This is a genomic window from Paenibacillus sp. KS-LC4, assembly GCF_036894955.1.
Taxonomy (GTDB): domain Bacteria; phylum Bacillota; class Bacilli; order Paenibacillales; family Paenibacillaceae; genus Pristimantibacillus.
The window spans coordinates 4099909-4117261 of the sequence record NZ_CP145905.1; the positions used below are offsets into that span (position 1 = coordinate 4099909).

A 17353-nucleotide genomic window follows, 5' to 3' on the forward strand; every position below is an offset into this window, starting at 1 on the left:
TCGTATCGCGGCGTGTTAGGGGGGATTTTTATAGGGCATGCTCCTAAGCAAGCAGCCAGCCCCTCCGGTTTATTTGCACCCGTTGTTCAGGATTTCCCATGGGTTTGCAGCCAGAGCAAAATATCGTCGATTGTCCTTACCGGCACGACGCGCAGCTCCGGTGCTGCGCTCTTCGCCTCCGGCGCAAGCTCCTCCGGCACGAAAAAAACATCCGCATCGGTTCGGCTTACCGCATAAGCCTTCTGCGGCACGCCGCCTACGAGGCCTACCGAGCCGTCCGGCTCTATCGTGCCTGTGCCCGCAACATTCAGACCATGCGTCACCCCGCCTGGCGTAAGCTGATCCAAAAGCGCAAGCGTCAGCATGGCGCCATGGGATGGACCGCCGATATGGGCAATATACGAATAATAGCTGACAGGCCTTGGGGCATCCAGCTTCAATTCATTTTGCACCGATATGCCGAAGACGGCGCGCACAGGCCATTGATCGGTAGCTGCTGCGGCAGCCGTCTTCACCTCCAGCGTTAATTTTTCTGCCAATGTCCCTCTCTGAACAGTGACTTGAACCGGTTTTCCAGGGGTAACAAAGGCTGGATCTTCCATATAGGAGGTTAGTTCCATCACATTATCCACCGCCTTGCCATTCAAGCTGACGATTAAATCGCCAGGAACGAGTACGCCCTGTGCGATGGAATCCTTCGTCATGCCGACAATACGGACCCCCGTCGTCGTTACGCCAGCCCCTATGCCAGCCTTGCCCTCGGCAATCGCCGCAGCTACACTGTTCGCATCGGCTTTCATCGTGGAAACGAGCGTATAGGATTCTGACAAGGAGGGCTCATTCTCAGGCTTGCGTTCAAACGTATATTCCGGCAGCACCAGGCTGTAGAGCCAGTCAGCAGGCACCGCAGGCCGATCAAACACCAGCACGCCGCTAATGCTGCCTCCAGCGGCTCCACCTTCCACATGGGCGTAGCGGTTCATGTTCATTGTAAGCCCAGGGTAGGTGACGATATAATCGGTCGGGTACACGAGTACAAAAGCAGCGGCCAGCGCAGACCCAAGCATCCCAATAAAGGTTTTTGGCAAGCGACCTCCTCGCCTCGAATGACTGCGCCGTACTAGCAGCTCGCTCCAAGCCATTTCAATGCAAACGATCAGCAGCATACCGCCGATGAGAGGCAGTGATAGCATCAACCTTTGCGGGAAAATGACAATGCTTAAAATAGCGGACACACCGAGTATAGCGATACCGTATTGAACAACAGCAAGCAGCCGCTCGAAACGAATAGCCGCAACAGGTGCAAAACCGCCGCTTCGCTTCCTACGCTCCACTATGCCCCGGCAGCCCCCTGCCAGCCACAGCAAAGGAATGATTGCGAGCGCATAAAGCAGCCAGTTAATCATATCAATCCACAATATGCCGGAAGCCGGAAGCTTCAGCGGTGCGGGAAGCCAAATCAGCTCAGCAGCCATAATGTATAGCAAGGCCAAAACCAATCCAGCTATATAATAGCGGAAACGACGCATGCTTACTCAACCTCTCATGTGGACCTTTTGCAGAAGGCCGCTTGATTTTTACCAATGGATAAGCTTATGCAAAAAAGACCCAACAGATGTTGAGTCCCTTCACTGCTGCCCTATCTTGACTAGCCTTTAATGTAACGTTTGGCCTTCTCAATCGCTTCATCTTCTGTAGCGCCTTTAATATAACGCCCATTAATAAAAATAAATGGCGACCTCGCGCAAGGCCCACAATAAGATTTGCAGCCAACCCGAATTTCCGCATCGGGCGCAAGCTTTTGCAGCTTTGGCACCAAAGTCTTAACCTGATAAAACCTGCATTTGTCACATACCATTATATCATTTGCCATTATTGTTAGTCCTACTTCCGTATTATCTTCGGTATCACAGCTTGTTAGTGGTCGCCGTGATTGCCTTGGGAAGGGTTCGTAATAGCAAAGCCCTCTTCAGGCACATAGAAGTAGTCAATGCGAATGCCATCAAGGAATTTGTTGTCCTTCTCCAAAATTACGTCGATTTCTTTATCTGTGGATACGACGATATCTTTATCCGTCGGATCATCAATGCCCATGCCATAGTGCGCATGGTCACCATGAGAATGCGTCACATATACGCGAAGCTTCTTTCCTTCATTCTCAGGCTTGTCCAGCTCAAGCTTCAATATCTTTGCCGCATTGCGCGAAATTTTGACTGTCATCATCACTTAAACACTCCTTCATTTGTCTAACCAGCAATTAGAAAAAAATTTTAGCTTATCCTATTATACTTGTTCTCGGTTCTGCGGGCAAACCATTGTGCAACAATCATCGTCACGGCTATATCATCAAACGGCAAATAGGGCAAGGCGTCAGGCAAAACCCAATACAGCAGCACCGGAACAAGGAACAGCAGCTTGTCCTTCCAAGAAACCTCCTTAGAGCGAAGCAGCTGAAAAATTCGGCTGAACGTGCGCTGCCAATGCCGGAGCGATAAAAATTTACGCATGTCTTTTGCCGCCTTTCTTTGTTATTTTCGCCTTCATTATAGCATAACCATCTCCGCTGCAAAGCTGGACTAAAGGCGGGTACTCTCGCTGCTCTGCCCCGCCCCGCACATCCGGCAATAGCCGCAGGAAAACGAAGCTAACGCTTCATTTCCTACGGCTATTCACTCTCTGCCACACGTACAGTGCTTGCATTTGAACAGGGCTAAAGCTCCCGTGCCCGATGAAGCGACAATGCCTCCACTAGAAGCGGCTTCACCGAATTATAAATGGCGGGCAACTGCTGAGGCGGCAGTGGATTTTCACCTCTTCCCGCTTCAATCGTAAAGCCCGGCCTCCTAAAACGCTGAATAAACCAATCTTTATAGCCAGCATCGCTGCCTGTCAGCTTCACAGGCTTATAGCCGCTTACGAGCGCTAGCCGCTCCGCAAGCTGCTCCGATTCCTTTGGCTCATAGCCCCGGTAGTTCCAGTAAATTTCCTCGCCCTGCGTGTGCAGCGCGACGGTCAAATCAAAGCGCTGTGCTGTCGTTAAATTCGCCATCGCCATCGCCTCTGGCTCACTTAAAGGATAAGGGCCCGGGTAGTCACGTGGACCTGGCCCCTGAACCTCGCGACGCTGGCACTCTTCCTCCCAATGCGCCGGAAATTGGTCATTCAAATCAACGCCGCGCGCATTCGCCTTCCAATCGGCAAATGACTCTCGGCCTTCATTCCATTCCATGAGCTGGGAGTAGAAAGGGTGGGCAGGCAGCGCTCCTTGCTGAGCAAGCTCCACACCATCGGGATTGACCATGGGCACCGCCCACAGCGTCGTCTCCTCATGCAGACGCGCTGCCATCTCCCCGCAGATGGAGCGGCCCTCGGCGCAAGAGACAGCATAATCAGCTACAAATCGCATAAGCAAGGCTGACGTAATCCATTCATTCGCGTGGAACGCTCCATTCATATGAATGCTTCTTGCACCCGTTCCACAGCGTAGCGCAACGATAGGCTTGCCCAGTACGCTATGCCCAATGGTATGAACGGTGACAAATGGGTATGCTTCCGTAAGCTCGCGGCAATCCGCCAGCAGCTCCTGATAGCCGTATTTTCCTCCTCCTACTTCTTGATCCGTATGCCTCACCTCGCTCCAAAATCACTTCTCCTTGATTGTATTCGGCAAAAAAGCTTCCCATGCCACTTGCGGGCGGCTTGGGAAGCTTTTTGGAGGGCAGAAAACAAGCCTTGCAGAAATTTAGCAGTGACTTAGCACTGACGAATAACGCCGTTATCCAATCGTCGGCACCTGCCATACGACAGGCGTCAGCTCAATTTGCTCGCCAAGCCATTGCTGGGCAATAGCTTTGAACATTAAGGGGTCGCCGCTGGAGAAAAACTGATGAACGGGCAACACTTCGCCTCGGGAAAGCTGACCCTTATCATGAAGGATCGTGCTAATATCACGAGCTGTCTCGTCTGCCGAGCTGATGAGCTCAATACGGGAGCCAATAACCTCAGCAATCGCCTCTGCCAAAAAAGGATAATGCGTACAGCCCAATATGAGGCAATCCATCGGATATTGGCTTAAGTGACCGATAGATCGGCGAATCGTCTCATACGTTTCACTGGAACGAAAGTTGCCCCGCTCTACAAGCGGAACAAATAGCGGACAAGCCTCACTTATAACGCGTACGCTTGGCGAAAGCTCCTTGAGAGCCAGCTCATAAGCGCCGCTGCTTATCGTGCCTTCTGTACCGATGACGCCAATACAGCCCGTCTGTGTGCGTTTGATGGCCGCTCTTGCCCCGGGATTAATAACACCAATGACAGGTATGTCTACTCTGGAACGTATATCCTCAAGCGCAACCGCAGTAGCAGTATTGCAAGCTATAATAATCATTTTCGGCCGAAACTGGATTAAATAATCGACAATTTCCCGTGTAAATTGAACGATTTCCTGCGAAGGGCGCGGCCCATAGGGCGTGCGAGCCGTGTCCCCAAAATAAATAATTTTTTCACGCGGCAGTTGGCGCATAACTTCCTTGGCGACGGTAAGCCCGCCCACTCCTGAGTCTAGTATGGCAATCGGTTGCTGCACAAACACACCGCTTTCTTAAACGTAATGTAGTCGCTCATAAGAAGAATAATTCATCAACAGCATATGTTTTGTGCTATCAAAACGTACCTACATCTTATCTCAATTATGTATATCCATCAAGAAATACGCTTAAGATACGGCGTGACATATGCTTCTATTGAGACAAAGGAAGGAGCCTGCTCCCTATATAAGCCAGGCTCCATGCATCGTTACTGCTCGATTCTTGATATTAAGTCAGCTATACAGAGCGGACAACGCCCTATTTTTCAATCGGATCTGTCGCTTCCATTTCCGTTTTAGCTTCAACTGTTTCCTCCGTAATTAGCTCCTCTGGGCGGCTTTCCGCTTCCTCTAGGCCCGTTTGCCCTACTTCACCGGCAGCCTCCGTCGTAAATTGAGCCTCGCCCTTCCTCCATGTACGCGCACTGCAGATCAATGCTCCTGCTCCATCCTTAGCACGGTCCGCAAGGTGAACCGCTTTATCACCCAATTGTTTAGCCGTTCTAGTCGTTTTCTCGCTAACCTGTTCTACTGCTCTAACCGTTTTTTCACTTAAATCGTGAACGCCGCCTGCAATATCCTGACGCAGCTCCTTTCCTGCTTTTGGAGCGAGCAGCAGCGCTGTAACCGTTCCTGCGACCGTCCCCGCCAATGCCCCCAACAAAAATCCTTTCGTTTGCTTCTGCTTTGCCATACGATTCGCTCCCTTCATAATTGCGGCGCATTCCGCCATTTTTGCGCCGTTGTTGCTATCAGCCATTGTGCTTGCGCTTAGTTTGCCAAAGCTGCCACGCCAGCATACCTAGCTCTGCCCATTCCATCGCTTCTTTTGCCTTATTTCTCGTTTCAGCCTTCGCTATATGCTCAGCAGCGGATTCGGACAATAGCGAGGACACCTTACTAACGGTTTCTGTCGTCTGCTCAATCGTCTCGCCAATTTGTCCTGCCGCTGTAAACAAGGACTGGATATTTTGGAGCTGCTGCTGCACCAGCAGGAGGGATTGCTTCGCTGGTTCTATTAAATCGGCTGCCTCGGCCGCTGTATGCTGCAACTGTCCCCGCAGCTCATCAGCACTTGTTTGCAGCCTTTCCAGCCGAACTAGCCCTTTGCGCAAGCCAAGCAATAAGCCCGCCACCAACCCAATAAATGCTAACGTCGCCGCTATCGCGCATCCCGCTATAACGTCCATCGCCCATTCACCTCCCGCTGTTGACCAGAGCAGGGCATCTGCCCATTTCGTAATGCCATTATAAGCAGCATGGGCTTGGCTTGACACAGCTGCATGCAAAAAAACCGATGGCAAGAGCAAGGTCATATGACCCGCTTGTCCATCGGTTTATCCCATTAACGTATATAATACCTATACGGCACTTATCTTGTATGTGCATTTGCTCCCGCCTTTAGCGAGACATTCGGTTCGCTCCACCTCAGCATGAAGCAGCGACTGAAATAACGTCAGCTCACAGCTGCAAGCCTGCTGATATTGATTCGCGACCTGAGCAATTGGGCAATTATATTCATTTAATACAAAATACCCCTCGCCAGACGTCTCGACCTCGACCATGTAGCCCCCGGCATTTTGAATAGCTGCAAGCTCAAGCACCTTCTGCTCCAGCGCTTTGCCCGCCATTCGGGGCGCGTAACGCTCCAATAGCTTCTCCTTGCGCCCTTCAAACATACGGGTAATGAGACCTGCCGTATTGGCCTCATCCGCCAGCTCGCCAAGTAAATCAAGCGCCAGCGTATGATAGTTTTTCGGAAAACGGTCATCCGCTTGAGCGGTAAGCTCATAATGATGCATCGGTCTTCCCATAGCCTGCTTGACCGTAACAATTTGAATGGCCCGCTCCTCTTCCAGTGCGTACATATGCCGCCTTACAGCCATTTCAGTCAGCGAAAGCTCGCTTGCAAGCTGCGCGGCATTCATGGAGCCATTCCTCTTGAGCAAATGCAAAATGCGCTGACGCGTAAAGCCTGGAGACGTTCTCTTATCCGGCGCAGGACCGGAGCTTCGTTGATTTTGCTGCTTCACCCTATCGCCACCTTCGAACGCTTGTTACAGGTATTGTAACATATTCTCAAAGTATGGTGTGTACGATTCAGATTAAACTTTTCCCTCAAAATCAACCAGCTCGCGCTCCAGATACAGCTCTACTTCCTGTTTGAAGCGCAGCAATTGCGAAGCAAGCTGCCTTGTTAGCGGATGCAGCTCGGCCCGCTGCCATTCATAATATTGCTGAACGAGCGGCCTGCGCAGCTGTACCAATTGTTTGAATGTCGGCAGAAGCTCTGCGGAAAATACGCCTTCGGCTCCAGTCACTTCAACAATATCCTCGTAGCTGCTCGCATCACGCATCATAAATCCGTCAATAAGATAGCTGCCGACATCGGTTACGGTTTCAACTGCAAGATGCAGCGCCCGCTCCTGTGCCAGTCCTTGCAGCATGCTGCCATTCCATTGTGCTGCAATTAAGTTCAGCGCTTCAGCTATGTCGGGAATTGCATCAAGCCTCACCGCAATTTGTTCGCGATTCACGTAATACATACCGCTATGCCACCTTTATCGTTACTTCTTTTTTTTGGCCTTGCGCTTCAGCACAGCGACCATAATAATGCTGCTGGCAATAATGACGATTAAATAGGTCATTATTTGATATACGTCTTCTCCCATTGCCACTAACGTCCTCTCTTAAGGCTGGCGTCTCTTGGAGACTCCGACGAAATAAAGCACCGCTAATTTGTTGACAAAAAGCGGTGCTAATACTCTCGCAGCTCCTTAGCTTTCAAAATCAATGCTGACAGACGCTTCACGAACCTGGGTCATATGCTCAATTACTTTCTTGTGCACCGGATGAATCTGATAAGCTGCCAGTGCATCAAGCGATTCGAAAGTTGTGATTAAGCCGATATCATAAGAACGCTCGGAATGCAGAACATCCAGTCCAACCGTAATTGATTTTAATTCGTCAATTTTACCTTCCATATTGCGAAGCACCTGCGCGGTCGTTTCTACGCTCTCCGCACTGTTATCCTTAAGTTTAAACAAAACAATATGCGTAATCATTATTGTATTACTCCCTTCAACTAGTGGAATTGCTTATACCCTTTTGTCACATAATAACCCAAGCAGCCGTATTCCGGCAACGTCAAACCGATGAGAGGACTGATTTAACATGCGTTATAAATTCACGGCCATCGCCGCCCTGATTGGACTCGCCTTATGTCTGTATAATTCCACCGGTTACGATCCGCATAACATGGTGTTTTTTATGCTCAGCGTTCCGGCCTGGTTTGTTGATTTGTTTATTAATGTTCATGAGGTAAGCGTACTGCTTATGTATGTACTTACAGTCGCAACATGGGCGCTGCTCGGATTAATTGCCGACACTATCGTGTACCGCACCTCATCGAGAACGCGTTATCGAGCATAGCGTAAACGGCCGAAGGCTGTCCACTGACTAAATGATATTTGCTTATATTTTTAAAAAGAGGAGCCAGCCGGCTCCTCTTCTTGTTTATAAAAGCTATGTGACAGAAAGCGCCCAAGAGCATCTTCTCTTTTTAATGAAAAATTCGTTTATTAAGCCGCTTCTACAATAAGCTTCGTCTTCATCTCCATATGTCCCGTACCGCATGGAACAGAGCAATGCATCACATATTCGCCTGGCTTGTCGAATTCAATATTTGTTTCCAACTGCTCGCCTTCAAGATCAACATTCAGTTCATCAATTTTCAGACCATGAATACCGCTTTTGTTTTTCAAACGAAGAATGACCTTGTCTCCAACCTTCACTTTATATTCCGTTTGATCAAAAGTGAAATCCGCATTGGCTTGTACGTTAACTAGCACTGTTCCTTCAGGCAATGAAGCAGATTCATCCACTGGCTTTGGAGGCAAACCTACTGTTAGCAAATAAACACCTAGCAGCGATGCCGCTGTCATTAATACAAACATAATCCACTTATGCATTACAACGTACTCCCCTTTACTATCTAATGTTTACTTCTTATATTACATAAGATTGTCGTATGTACTCAAGCTTAAACTGGCTAAGGGGAAAACTTTTTTGGAGTTTATGACAAAATGATGAACTTTTCTCATTCATCACGAAATGCAGCGGGAGAGAAGCTTGACTTTCTCAGTGATAAGGAGAACATGCAGTTATCGACAATACGTCCGAAGCAGCTGCTCCGATTCCAGTCGAATATACCCCCATAATAAAATAAAGCGGTGACGATAGCCTCGGCAAATATACTGGGCTTCCAGCCCATCCTCACTTCGTTTCTCCTCAAGCATCGCTATGCCCTTGCTTCGCAGTTGCTTGCGAAGAGCAGCCAGCTCCAGCAGCACACGGTCCTGCAAGCCAGCCAGCATCGTCTCATAAAGCTTAGGCAGCTTGGCTTCGCTTGAATGCAGCACACGAATATCATGGTCCAAAATCCTCACAATGATGCCCAGCAGCACATACCGCCTTGCAAGCACAAGCTCATCCTCTCTCTGTATCGGCTCTCGCTTCATAACCAGTACGCGCGCAGTCGGATTCTCCAATGGCTTCATCGAAATAAACAGCCCCCTTCGAAATAAGAACACTTGTTCCTATTATATACAAAGTGAGCTGCTATATACAAGTGCTGCACGATAAACTTTTATTTATTTTTATCTTTTAAAACTTCAATCATTTGACGAATCTTATCCGGCAGCGGCAAACCTAATCTTCCGTAATTTTCAGTGATGGAGATCAATTCATTGGCAATATAAAAATAAATAGCTGCTCCCATCGTCACATTATTGGCTTCCAGTAGCAGATCAACACGATGGGCGATGAGTATGACGAGCAGCATAAGCCCTTTTCGAGCAATCCCCCATGCCCCAAATGCACTATTAAGGCCCCGTCCTTCCTTTAACGATGCAGACACCCCGGTCACATAGTCTATGGCCATGACAACGATGAGCAGTGTAAGCGATTCCATCCATACGCCAAAAGCAAAAGTCACGATAGAACCTAAAAACGCACAAATGGAGCAAAGATATACAAACCCCGGCATCAGGTATCCTCCTCTTCTCAATCTATACACTATCGTATGCTGAGAGATTAGGGATGGCGTATTCATTCTATTAAATATGCGTATAACTATGTTGAACTCTTCCATCTGCCGTTCAGATCTATGTATTTCTTGTCTCTCCTTTCTTAAATACGACCATAATGACAGCTGCCAGAACGAGCAGCAAAATATTGGTCAAATCCCAGAAGGGCCATATGGTCGCAAGGCCATTTATAAAAGGCATGCTGGGGGCAATTGCATAAGCAAGGCCAAATATTAGCAAGCCGAAGGGAAATATCATTGCACGTTGTTCTCGTAAACCCAGAAATTGAGATAGGCCATATATAAAGGCAAAAGCATTAATTGTCATTTTCACATAGGTTGACACGATATAGCTGATGACGAGCAGAGCCTCTACCCGTTCTATAAATCGGCCGATGCTAATTCTTTTGGCCATGGCGTAGGCCGCATAAATTTGATGCTCCGTCATGTAATCGCCCAGTACGAGCAGCGACATCATTACGATCAGAAATAAAGAAAAGCTCGCTACTAGGGAAGCCAGCATAAAATCTCTGGTCCAGCCATCCGTCTGCTTCATGGAAGGAAAGAACATAAAAAGGGTAACCATTTGAAAAAAGGGGAACGAGGTCGAATACAATACCCCCTTGCCATAGTCTACTGCTTTATGGTGAAATACAGGCAGCAGATTGGAGAGGGTTGCTTCCGGAAGCAGCATAACAATAAACATAATGAACATCAGCACCACGCCCATAATAAAAATCTCGGCCGATTTTACAAACACGGCCAGACCAGCCCTTAAAGCAATGACAACTATAAGCGTAACCATTAGGACGGTCACCCGAGCCGGTGTTTCCGGCATCATTTGAGTCGTAACAAAGTCGCCAACGACCCTCAATTGAACACCTATGGCATTGAAAAGCAGATATAAGAAAAACAGGCTGCATAGGCCGCCCAGCCATTTTCCTAACGCCGTTCGATAAATTTCCATCAACGTAAGTCCAGGAAAAAGGCGGCGGCATTTATCTATAAACCAGACGACGACGAGCCCTGTGAACATGCTCAGCAAAGAGGAAATCCATGCATCGGAGTCCAGAATGGAAGCGAGCACGGTTGGAATAAACCAGAACATGTCGCCCACGATGAAAAATAGCACGAGTACCGCCATTTGTCTGGTGCTTATGATCTCACGCTTCAGCATACCCTCGCCTCCTCTCTTATAATGCATCGAACCAATCTGCCATTGGCTTATAAATGAACAAAATTATATTTAATGGACTGGGCAGTCTGATTTGGTTGATCGCGCATATGCTCAGAAAAGCCCCGCCCAGCAGCATAATCAAATAAACAACGATTTCTTTCTTCCAGCCTTTTTTCGCCAGCTTCGGCAGTTCAAGACATGCAAGCGTTATGGCCAGAGCCGATATGAATAAAATTCCAGCCACTAGGCCTCACTCATTTCTTCAAATAGTTTTGAAACGCATCATTTGTCGTGCCAATCTTTGGTATCTGAACCTCAATGTCATATTCCAGCTTGACCTGCGGAAATAGCTCATCCCAATCACCCTTCCACTTCTCCCACTGCTGAGGCTTATATTGATGGAACGTATTGCCGAAGCCAAATATGTCGGTATTATAGGTTTTCTGCACATGCTCAACCACTCCCTGAATGATCTCTTGCAGCCTTTTCTCCCCGTTTTTTTCCAGCATTTCAATCGTTTCTGGTTTCGTTAAATCAATTTTGCACTCCACATCGGCCACCGAAGCGACCTGCTTCATCTTCACCTTAATGACCGGCTTCCCGTCAACAACCTTTGGGATAAGCTTCGTTTTACTGCGTATGACCTCCATAACAATGTAGCCGCCATCTGGACAAATCTGATGGCCTACTGTGCTTGTCACATTATTCATAATATAATTGTAGCCTTTGCTGTAAATTTCATTGAGCCAACCAATAAGCTTGTCAGCACGAAAAATAGCAAGCCCCGTAATTCGGGTACGCGTTCGCGACTCTGCCTGCTGAACATTCGAAATATTTTCCCCTTCACGGGCATTACCCTCCAGCTGTACACCCGTTAGCACCGGGCTCATACCATCTGTTACTAGCTGTTCAATCAAGCGTTCTATCGTAACTGTTGTCGTAGGCGCCCACGTCTTGGCAGACGTATCCAGCGCGTAAAATAAATTTTCCGCCGGGATTTTCTCCAGCGACGTCAAAATTTTCAAAATTTGATTCGCCGGCGCCTTGTGCGCAATCATTAAGTAAAAATCCGTCCGGGCTTCCGGATTTCGTGACAGCAGATCAAGTACGTTGGCAATCCCCTCCCTCGCCAGCGATTCCCCAATAATCAGCACACGGATATGCGCGGAATATATTTTTCGCGAGCTCGTTTCCGTCAGTTTGCGGAACGCTTCAAACACGGTTGGCGCGGTCGCCTCATACATCGCTACCGGAGAGCGCCCTCCCCCGCCTGCCTTGGCCGACAGCTCGCTAGGAATAACAACCTGCACCGATACGCGGTATTGATTGCCAACCTTGTCAATGGCCGTTCCCAGCTGTATGCCCAGCGTATCCAGCTCCCGCCTGTTCCAGCAGCCGCTGACTACAGAAGCGGCAAGCGACCCTATCAGCAATAGCAAGAGCAGCTTGCCTGCTCGCCTGGTAAATCTGCTCATGCTTTATCCTCCTAAATTTTCGTTTTGTTACGCGGTCCTTGCCGAACTATATTTTTCTCTGCCGTTGCCACCGCGCGAGTGCGCATTTTCGGCCAAGGCAGCCGGAACAGCGTATCCTTCTGATTGCTCCATACGAATGGGGAGAACGACTGCATATAGGGAATGCCGAACGATTGCAGGCCATTCAAATGCAGGACGAGCAAAATATAGCCGAGCAAAATGCCAAACAATCCAAAGGATGCAGCAAGCCCCATTAAGAGGAATCGAATCATCCGTACCGATATGGACATGCTCGTAGCTGGAATGACAAAGCTTGATATCGCCGTAATGGACACGATAATAACCATCGCTGCCGAGACGATGCCCGCATCCACAGCAGCCTGCCCAATCACGAGTGTTCCGACGATTGAAACGGCTTGTCCAACGGTTTTTGGCATTCGCACGCCAGCTTCCCGTAATATTTCGAAGGTGAGCTCCATCGCAAGCGCTTCAATAAAGGCCGGAAACGGCACGCCCTCACGTTGAGCCGCCAAATTAATAAGCAGGCTTGTTGGAAGCATCTCTTGATGAAAGGTCGTTATCGCAATATAAAGCGAGGGAGCAAGCAGCGTGATCATAAAAGCAACAAACCGTAGCATTCTCAGCAAGGTGCTGATGTCCGCCCGCTGATAATAATCTTCCGCCGATTGGAAAAATTGAATAAACAGCGCTGGCACCAGCAGCACAAAGGGCGTACCATCTACCAAAATCGCAACTCGACCTTCAAGCAGACCAGCAGCAATTGTATCTGGCCGCTCCGTATTGTAGATCGTAGCAAAGGGAGTCCACGCCGTATCCTGAATGAGCTCCTCAATATAGCCGCTCTCCAAAATACCGTCAATATTTATTTCACCAAGCCGCTTTCTCACTTCCTGCACGATATTCTCATCCGCTACATTGCGCAGATACATTATTGATATAGACGTTTTCGTAATCTTGCCAATGTCCATGCCTTCTGTCCACAGCTGCGGGTCCTTGATCTTGCGCCGGATGAGCGCTCTATTGGTACCAATATTTTCAGTAAAGGCTTCCATTGGGCCCCGAACGACAACCTGAGAGGTAGGCTCGCTGACATTGCGATCCTTCCACCCCTCGGCTGCTATACAGATTGCTTCAGAGCTATCAGCCAATAACAGAATGGCCCAACCAGACAGCAGTTGATAAAACAGCGGCTCCCATTCATTGATCGTAACGGTTTCACCGACTGCCAGCACCGCATTTTTCAAATATAACAGCCTATTTCCGCTCTTGTGGCTCGCTGTTTGCTCCTCAGCCATAAAATAATCCAGTATCAAATGATTAATAATTGTAGAATCCGTTAAGCCATCCATATAAACAAGCGCCGCCTGCAGACCATTGTCATTGTTCATTTCTTTAATCACGAGGTCCTGGCTGTTGCCAAGGCTGGCCCTAATAAACGAGAGATTGCTCATTAATTTAAGGCCCAGTCGCTTATCTACAGAAGCGTTCATCAACAAACCACCTCTCTAAGGTGCACATAATTGTATATATTGTCCAATTGGACTTCCCGGTATGTAATATTTTTTCAATTGATCTGCTTCCACTCCATCATGCTAGCCCTCTCCTTTCTTCCAGCCCGCTTTCAACCGGGCAGCTATATAACTAAGCAGCAGTAAACCCGGTGAGTAACTAAAAACCCAAAACAGCCATACCACATCAAAATGAACAAAAGAAACGATGCCTGGCGCCAAAAAATAAGCATAACCCACGATTAGAAATCCAAAGGGTCGCATCAAAAACCGATGATCTTGCAGCTTAAAAAGCTGCTGCAGACCTCGAATAAAAGCGTAGCCGTAAATAATACATCGAAAATATGTGGAAATGATATAGTCAACCGCCAGCACCGCTTCCAGACGCTGCACAAAGTCGCCGATATTGATTTTTTTCGCCATCACGTAGGGCGAATATATGGTATGCTCCGTAGCGAATACCCCCAGAACACAAATACACAGCACGATGGTGACCCAAATCGCTATTCCTGCGACAAAGGCAGCCAGCAAATAGTCTCGGGCAGCGTGCTCGCTTTCCTCCACGCGATCAAAAAACATGAGAAAGGCAAACATCTCGCAGAAGGGGAATGCGATAAAAAAAAGCGCCCCCTTCATGATACCCGGGAATCCCGTTACCTCGATTGGCAGCATCTGGGTTAAATCTATTTTCGGAATAAGCAAAATGACAAGTAAAATGAACATCGCAAAAAAGAACGGGAAGATCACCTCACCCAGCCTTGCAATCGTCGTAATTCCACCTCGTATCGCAAGCGTAATTGGCAAAACCATCAGCAAGCATATGACGATCTGCGGCGTCTCCGTCATCATTTGCGTCGATACAAAATCGGCAATTTCCCGAACCTGGGTAATCGACGTATTAAACATCATCATGAGAAACACGAAGGAGAGCAGCCCACCTGCTATTTTTCCAAAGGCCTGATTATTGATTTCAATTAACGTTTTCCCTGGGAAACGTTTGCTGATGCTGAATAAAAACCAAGCCGCTCCAACCCCAAACGGAATACCGATAACCCCCGACATCCAGGCTGAATGTTTTGCATAAGCAGCTGTTAATGGAGGCAAATATAGCTGCATATCGCCGATAGCGAAAAATATAACGAGGATGGCTAGCTGTCTCACGCTAATCGTTTGTCGTTGCCGCTGCACTTCCTATCACCCGCTTCGCATGTGAAATATAACCGTAATCCATTTTGTCCAGCAAGATGCTGAATTATCCATAATTGGAATAAGAGCAGCTACCCACTAATCGGCCATCTCCTTCTTCGGCAGCCTGCCGCGTAGTTTAGCAAGGCCCCATCCAAGCAGCAGCAGCCCCGGTGAATAGGTCAATATCCAGAGCACACAAGGTATGACAAGCCAATTAAAAAACACAATTCCCGGCGAAACCACATAGGAGTAACCAAACGCCATAAAAGCGAAGGGGATCGTTAAAATTCGAAAATCTCGAAGCTTGAAAAGCTGAGCGACACCGAGAACAAAGGCGTAGCCGTAGATCAAGCTGCGAAAATAAGAGGTGATGATGAAGCTGATAGCAAAAATCGCCTCTAGCCGCTGAATGAAGTTGCCGATATTGATTTTTTTCGCCATGATGTAAGGGGCATATAAGGAATGCTGGGTTATGTAAGAACCTAGCATGAGCATGCACAGCAATACCACCATCCAGACCGCCAAACCGCCTATTAATACCCCCAGCATGTAGTCACGGGCACGGTGCTTGCTTCGAACAACATTCGGAAAAATCATCAGAAAAGCGAACAGCTCACAAAAGGGGAAGCCTACAAAAAAGATGGAGCCCTTTATAATACCAGTAGCGCCCGCACCCCAGATCGGCAGAAGATTAGTCAATGACAGACTAGGTAAAATCAGCACCAATAACAATACAAATAGGATCACAAATACGGGAAATATCGTTTCTCCCGCACGCCCGACCGCGCGAATCCCCCCGTGTATCGCAAGCGCTAATGGAAAAATCAACAAGAGGCAAAGGATAATGATTGGCGTCTCAATCAATATTTGTATGGTAACAAAATCACTGATTTCCCGAATTTGCATAATCGAAGAATGGAACATAAAAGCCAAAAACAGCAGCGAAACAAGACTCCCGGCTAGTCTGCCGAAAGCCTGATTATTGATTTCATGAGTGTCATATTAGGAAATTGTTTACTTAAGCCATATATAAACCAAGCTATGCCGAGCCCAATTGGCAGGCCAGCCAGTCCTGATATCCACGAAGCTTCATCTGCGTATACAGCCGTAAGCGAGGGTAAAAACAACTGCATATCGCCCATAATAAAATAAATAACGAGGATAGCCAGCTGCCTTGCGCTTATTGATGCCTGTCCCTGCTGCATGCTGCTTCACCCGCTTTGTGCTTAAAATGTTAGATTGCTGTCGTTATCCATTTTGTCCACAGGGATGAATAATTATCCAGCATGCACGGAGGAAGCCGAGCTGGCAGGCTCTGCTCAGGAGTCTAGCTATACATTTCACGGTACGCTTTCGGAGAGGCGTTCTCCGCTTTGCGAAAGACGCGAATGAAATAGCTAGATTGCGAAAACCCCGTTCGGCTGGCGATTTCGCTGACTGGCAGCCGGGTCGCAACTAGCAGGCTTTTGGCGGCAGCAATACGGCAGCTGGTCAAATATTGCTGGGGCGTACGCCCCATTACCTGCCGAAATAGCCGCAAAAAATAATACGGACTGTAGCCGCTCAGCGCTGCCATCTCCGGCAGCGTCCATGCTTGTTCACTCGAGCCGCGAATAAGATCTGCCGCTTCGCGGATCGCATTTTTAGTAATGAGCGGCAGTGCATCATGCTCCAGGCGCTCCGAATTATGGGCAAGCTCTGCCAGCAGCTCATATAGAAGGGCTGACATCCGCGGCTCATGCCGCGTCTCGAAACTGCCGCATAGCTCGTACATCTCCTCTGTAATCTCGATAAAACGCGCAAGCGATGCTTCCGAGATTGCAAACAGCCACACGCTGGAAGCATCTGCTGCCCGCAGCAGCAAAAGCTCCATCGGCACCACAAAATGAATCCAGCGCACATCCCATGGCTGCTCGGGATCCGTTCCATAATGCTGGAACGCTCCTCGCGGATACAAAAAGCCTTCTCCTGCTTTCAGAGCAATACGCTGGCCCTCCTTCCTAACATAGCCGCTTCCAGAGCAGATCACATGCAAATTATAGGCAGCTATAACCCCTGCCGCCCGTTGCTCGTGATGCTGGGGAAAATCATTATAGCGGCCTACTGCATCCGGATAACAGACATAATGCGAAGCAGCTGGCTCGGGCAATTGATAGTAGGTACGCATCCAATAGCTCCTTTCCTTGCGGATAAAGATCGCAATATTTTCATATAGATCACAACATAATAGTATATACGCGTCGAAATACTGATTCTACAATAATAAAATAGCCGATAGATAGCAATTTATTATTATTTGTATGGAGGTACAAC

At 48.2% G+C, this 17353-nt stretch carries 23 protein-coding genes; 1 reads left to right on the forward strand and 22 read right to left on the reverse strand.

Annotated features, from left to right (window positions below; all coding sequences use genetic code 11):
• Positions 1-86: 86 nt before the first annotated feature.
• The 11 genes from V5J77_RS17265 to V5J77_RS17315 all read right to left on the reverse strand — a co-directional run bounded on the left by V5J77_RS17265 (position 87) and on the right by V5J77_RS17315 (position 7650).
• Complete coding sequence (locus V5J77_RS17265) at positions 87-1529, reverse strand: S16 family serine protease (protein WP_338552047.1); 1443 nt, start codon at positions 1527-1529, stop codon at positions 87-89.
• A 119-nt stretch (positions 1530-1648) separates the two neighbouring features.
• Positions 1649-1873, reverse strand: coding sequence for a DUF1450 domain-containing protein (locus V5J77_RS17270; protein WP_056029575.1), 225 nt, complete (start codon positions 1871-1873; stop codon positions 1649-1651).
• A 44-nt stretch (positions 1874-1917) separates the two neighbouring features.
• Entirely contained in the window at positions 1918-2220 is a 303-nt protein-coding gene (locus V5J77_RS17275) for an iron-sulfur cluster assembly accessory protein (RefSeq protein ID WP_338556889.1), read from the reverse strand.
• Between the two features lie 50 nt (positions 2221-2270).
• Complete coding sequence (locus V5J77_RS17280; RefSeq protein ID WP_338552048.1) at positions 2271-2507, reverse strand: hypothetical protein; 237 nt, start codon at positions 2505-2507, stop codon at positions 2271-2273.
• Between the two features lie 203 nt (positions 2508-2710).
• Positions 2711-3631 (reverse strand): M14 family metallocarboxypeptidase, encoded by a 921-nt coding sequence (locus tag V5J77_RS17285; protein WP_338552049.1) that lies wholly within the window; start codon positions 3629-3631, stop codon positions 2711-2713.
• Between the two features lie 144 nt (positions 3632-3775).
• Positions 3776-4585, reverse strand: a complete 810-nt coding sequence (gene racE, locus V5J77_RS17290; protein ID WP_338552050.1) for a glutamate racemase — start codon at positions 4583-4585, stop codon at positions 3776-3778.
• 259 nt (positions 4586-4844) lie between these two features.
• A complete protein-coding gene (locus tag V5J77_RS17295; RefSeq protein ID WP_338552051.1) occupies positions 4845-5345 on the reverse strand; it encodes a YtxH domain-containing protein in 501 nt (166 codons plus the stop codon).
• The gene (locus V5J77_RS17300) at positions 5338-5901 is read right to left on the reverse strand and encodes a hypothetical protein (RefSeq protein ID WP_338552052.1); all 564 of its coding nucleotides are present in this window, start codon (positions 5899-5901) and stop codon (positions 5338-5340) included. Before V5J77_RS17300 ends, V5J77_RS17295 begins: the two co-directional genes overlap by 8 nt.
• 45 nt (positions 5902-5946) lie before the next feature.
• Positions 5947-6618 carry a metalloregulator ArsR/SmtB family transcription factor gene (locus tag V5J77_RS17305; protein ID WP_338552053.1) on the reverse strand — a complete coding sequence of 224 codons (672 nt, stop codon included), beginning with the start codon at positions 6616-6618 and terminating at the stop codon, positions 5947-5949.
• A gap of 72 nt (positions 6619-6690) precedes the next feature.
• A complete protein-coding gene (locus tag V5J77_RS17310) occupies positions 6691-7131 on the reverse strand; it encodes a HepT-like ribonuclease domain-containing protein (RefSeq protein WP_338552054.1) in 441 nt (146 codons plus the stop codon).
• 231 nt (positions 7132-7362) lie between these two features.
• Positions 7363-7650, reverse strand: coding sequence for a Dabb family protein (locus V5J77_RS17315; protein WP_338552055.1), 288 nt, complete (start codon positions 7648-7650; stop codon positions 7363-7365).
• 109 nt (positions 7651-7759) lie between these two features.
• Between V5J77_RS17315 and V5J77_RS17320 the strand changes: the two genes are divergently transcribed.
• A complete protein-coding gene (locus V5J77_RS17320) occupies positions 7760-8017 on the forward strand; it encodes a hypothetical protein (protein WP_338552056.1) in 258 nt (85 codons plus the stop codon).
• A 149-nt stretch (positions 8018-8166) separates the two neighbouring features.
• Here V5J77_RS17320 and V5J77_RS17325 read toward each other — a convergent pair whose 3' ends face one another.
• From V5J77_RS17325 to V5J77_RS17375, 11 genes are all read right to left on the reverse strand, one after another.
• Positions 8167-8556 (reverse strand): cytochrome C oxidase subunit II, encoded by a 390-nt coding sequence (locus V5J77_RS17325; RefSeq protein ID WP_338552057.1) that lies wholly within the window; start codon positions 8554-8556, stop codon positions 8167-8169.
• 192 nt (positions 8557-8748) lie between these two features.
• Positions 8749-9144, reverse strand: coding sequence for a hypothetical protein (locus V5J77_RS17330; RefSeq protein WP_338552058.1), 396 nt, complete (start codon positions 9142-9144; stop codon positions 8749-8751).
• An 89-nt stretch (positions 9145-9233) separates the two neighbouring features.
• Complete coding sequence (locus V5J77_RS17335; protein WP_338552059.1) at positions 9234-9632, reverse strand: phage holin family protein; 399 nt, start codon at positions 9630-9632, stop codon at positions 9234-9236.
• Positions 9633-9750: 118 nt separating this feature from the next.
• Positions 9751-10848, reverse strand: coding sequence for an endospore germination permease (locus V5J77_RS17340; RefSeq protein ID WP_338552060.1), 1098 nt, complete (start codon positions 10846-10848; stop codon positions 9751-9753).
• 16 nt (positions 10849-10864) lie between these two features.
• Entirely contained in the window at positions 10865-11092 is a 228-nt protein-coding gene (locus V5J77_RS17345; RefSeq protein WP_338552061.1) for a hypothetical protein, read from the reverse strand.
• Between the two features lie 10 nt (positions 11093-11102).
• On the reverse strand, positions 11103-12323 hold the full coding sequence (locus tag V5J77_RS17350) for a Ger(x)C family spore germination protein (protein ID WP_338552062.1): 1221 nt from the start codon (positions 12321-12323) through the stop codon (positions 11103-11105).
• 11 nt (positions 12324-12334) lie between these two features.
• The gene (locus tag V5J77_RS17355; RefSeq protein WP_338552063.1) at positions 12335-13834 is read right to left on the reverse strand and encodes a spore germination protein; all 1500 of its coding nucleotides are present in this window, start codon (positions 13832-13834) and stop codon (positions 12335-12337) included.
• Between the two features lie 102 nt (positions 13835-13936).
• Positions 13937-15040 carry an endospore germination permease gene (locus V5J77_RS17360; protein WP_338552064.1) on the reverse strand — a complete coding sequence of 368 codons (1104 nt, stop codon included), beginning with the start codon at positions 15038-15040 and terminating at the stop codon, positions 13937-13939.
• 96 nt (positions 15041-15136) lie between these two features.
• A complete protein-coding gene (locus V5J77_RS17365; protein ID WP_338552065.1) occupies positions 15137-15973 on the reverse strand; it encodes a GerAB/ArcD/ProY family transporter in 837 nt (278 codons plus the stop codon).
• Positions 15974-15999: 26 nt separating this feature from the next.
• Positions 16000-16245 (reverse strand): GerAB/ArcD/ProY family transporter, encoded by a 246-nt coding sequence (locus V5J77_RS17370; protein ID WP_338552066.1) that lies wholly within the window; start codon positions 16243-16245, stop codon positions 16000-16002.
• Between the two features lie 122 nt (positions 16246-16367).
• Positions 16368-17207: an AraC family transcriptional regulator gene (locus tag V5J77_RS17375; RefSeq protein ID WP_338552067.1), complete on the reverse strand. Its 840-nt coding sequence runs from the start codon at positions 17205-17207 to the stop codon at positions 16368-16370.
• Positions 17208-17353: the final 146 nt, after the last annotated feature.

Coding starts and splice junctions, on each gene's coding strand:
- V5J77_RS17280 (WP_338552048.1), bottom strand. CDS start 2,507: ATGCGTAAATTTTTATCGCTCCGGCATTGGCAGCGCACGTTCAGCCGA.
- V5J77_RS17310 (WP_338552054.1), bottom strand. CDS start 7,131: ATGTATTACGTGAATCGCGAACAAATTGCGGTGAGGCTTGATGCAATT.
- V5J77_RS17355 (WP_338552063.1), bottom strand. CDS start 13,834: ATGAACGCTTCTGTAGATAAGCGACTGGGCCTTAAATTAATGAGCAAT.
- V5J77_RS17370 (WP_338552066.1), bottom strand. CDS start 16,245: ATGCAGCAGGGACAGGCATCAATAAGCGCAAGGCAGCTGGCTATCCTC.
- V5J77_RS17315 (WP_338552055.1), bottom strand. CDS start 7,650: ATGATTACGCATATTGTTTTGTTTAAACTTAAGGATAACAGTGCGGAG.
- V5J77_RS17295 (WP_338552051.1), bottom strand. CDS start 5,345: ATGGCTGATAGCAACAACGGCGCAAAAATGGCGGAATGCGCCGCAATT.
- V5J77_RS17340 (WP_338552060.1), bottom strand. CDS start 10,848: ATGCTGAAGCGTGAGATCATAAGCACCAGACAAATGGCGGTACTCGTG.
- V5J77_RS17320 (WP_338552056.1), top strand. CDS start 7,760: ATGCGTTATAAATTCACGGCCATCGCCGCCCTGATTGGACTCGCCTTA.
- V5J77_RS17330 (WP_338552058.1), bottom strand. CDS start 9,144: ATGAAGCCATTGGAGAATCCGACTGCGCGCGTACTGGTTATGAAGCGA.
- V5J77_RS17375 (WP_338552067.1), bottom strand. CDS start 17,207: ATGCGTACCTACTATCAATTGCCCGAGCCAGCTGCTTCGCATTATGTC.
- V5J77_RS17265 (WP_338552047.1), bottom strand. CDS start 1,529: ATGCGTCGTTTCCGCTATTATATAGCTGGATTGGTTTTGGCCTTGCTA.
- V5J77_RS17335 (WP_338552059.1), bottom strand. CDS start 9,632: ATGCCGGGGTTTGTATATCTTTGCTCCATTTGTGCGTTTTTAGGTTCT.
- V5J77_RS17325 (WP_338552057.1), bottom strand. CDS start 8,556: ATGCATAAGTGGATTATGTTTGTATTAATGACAGCGGCATCGCTGCTA.
- V5J77_RS17275 (WP_338556889.1), bottom strand. CDS start 2,220: ATGACAGTCAAAATTTCGCGCAATGCGGCAAAGATATTGAAGCTTGAG.
- V5J77_RS17350 (WP_338552062.1), bottom strand. CDS start 12,323: ATGAGCAGATTTACCAGGCGAGCAGGCAAGCTGCTCTTGCTATTGCTG.
- V5J77_RS17300 (WP_338552052.1), bottom strand. CDS start 5,901: ATGACCTTGCTCTTGCCATCGGTTTTTTTGCATGCAGCTGTGTCAAGC.
- V5J77_RS17270 (WP_056029575.1), bottom strand. CDS start 1,873: ATGGCAAATGATATAATGGTATGTGACAAATGCAGGTTTTATCAGGTT.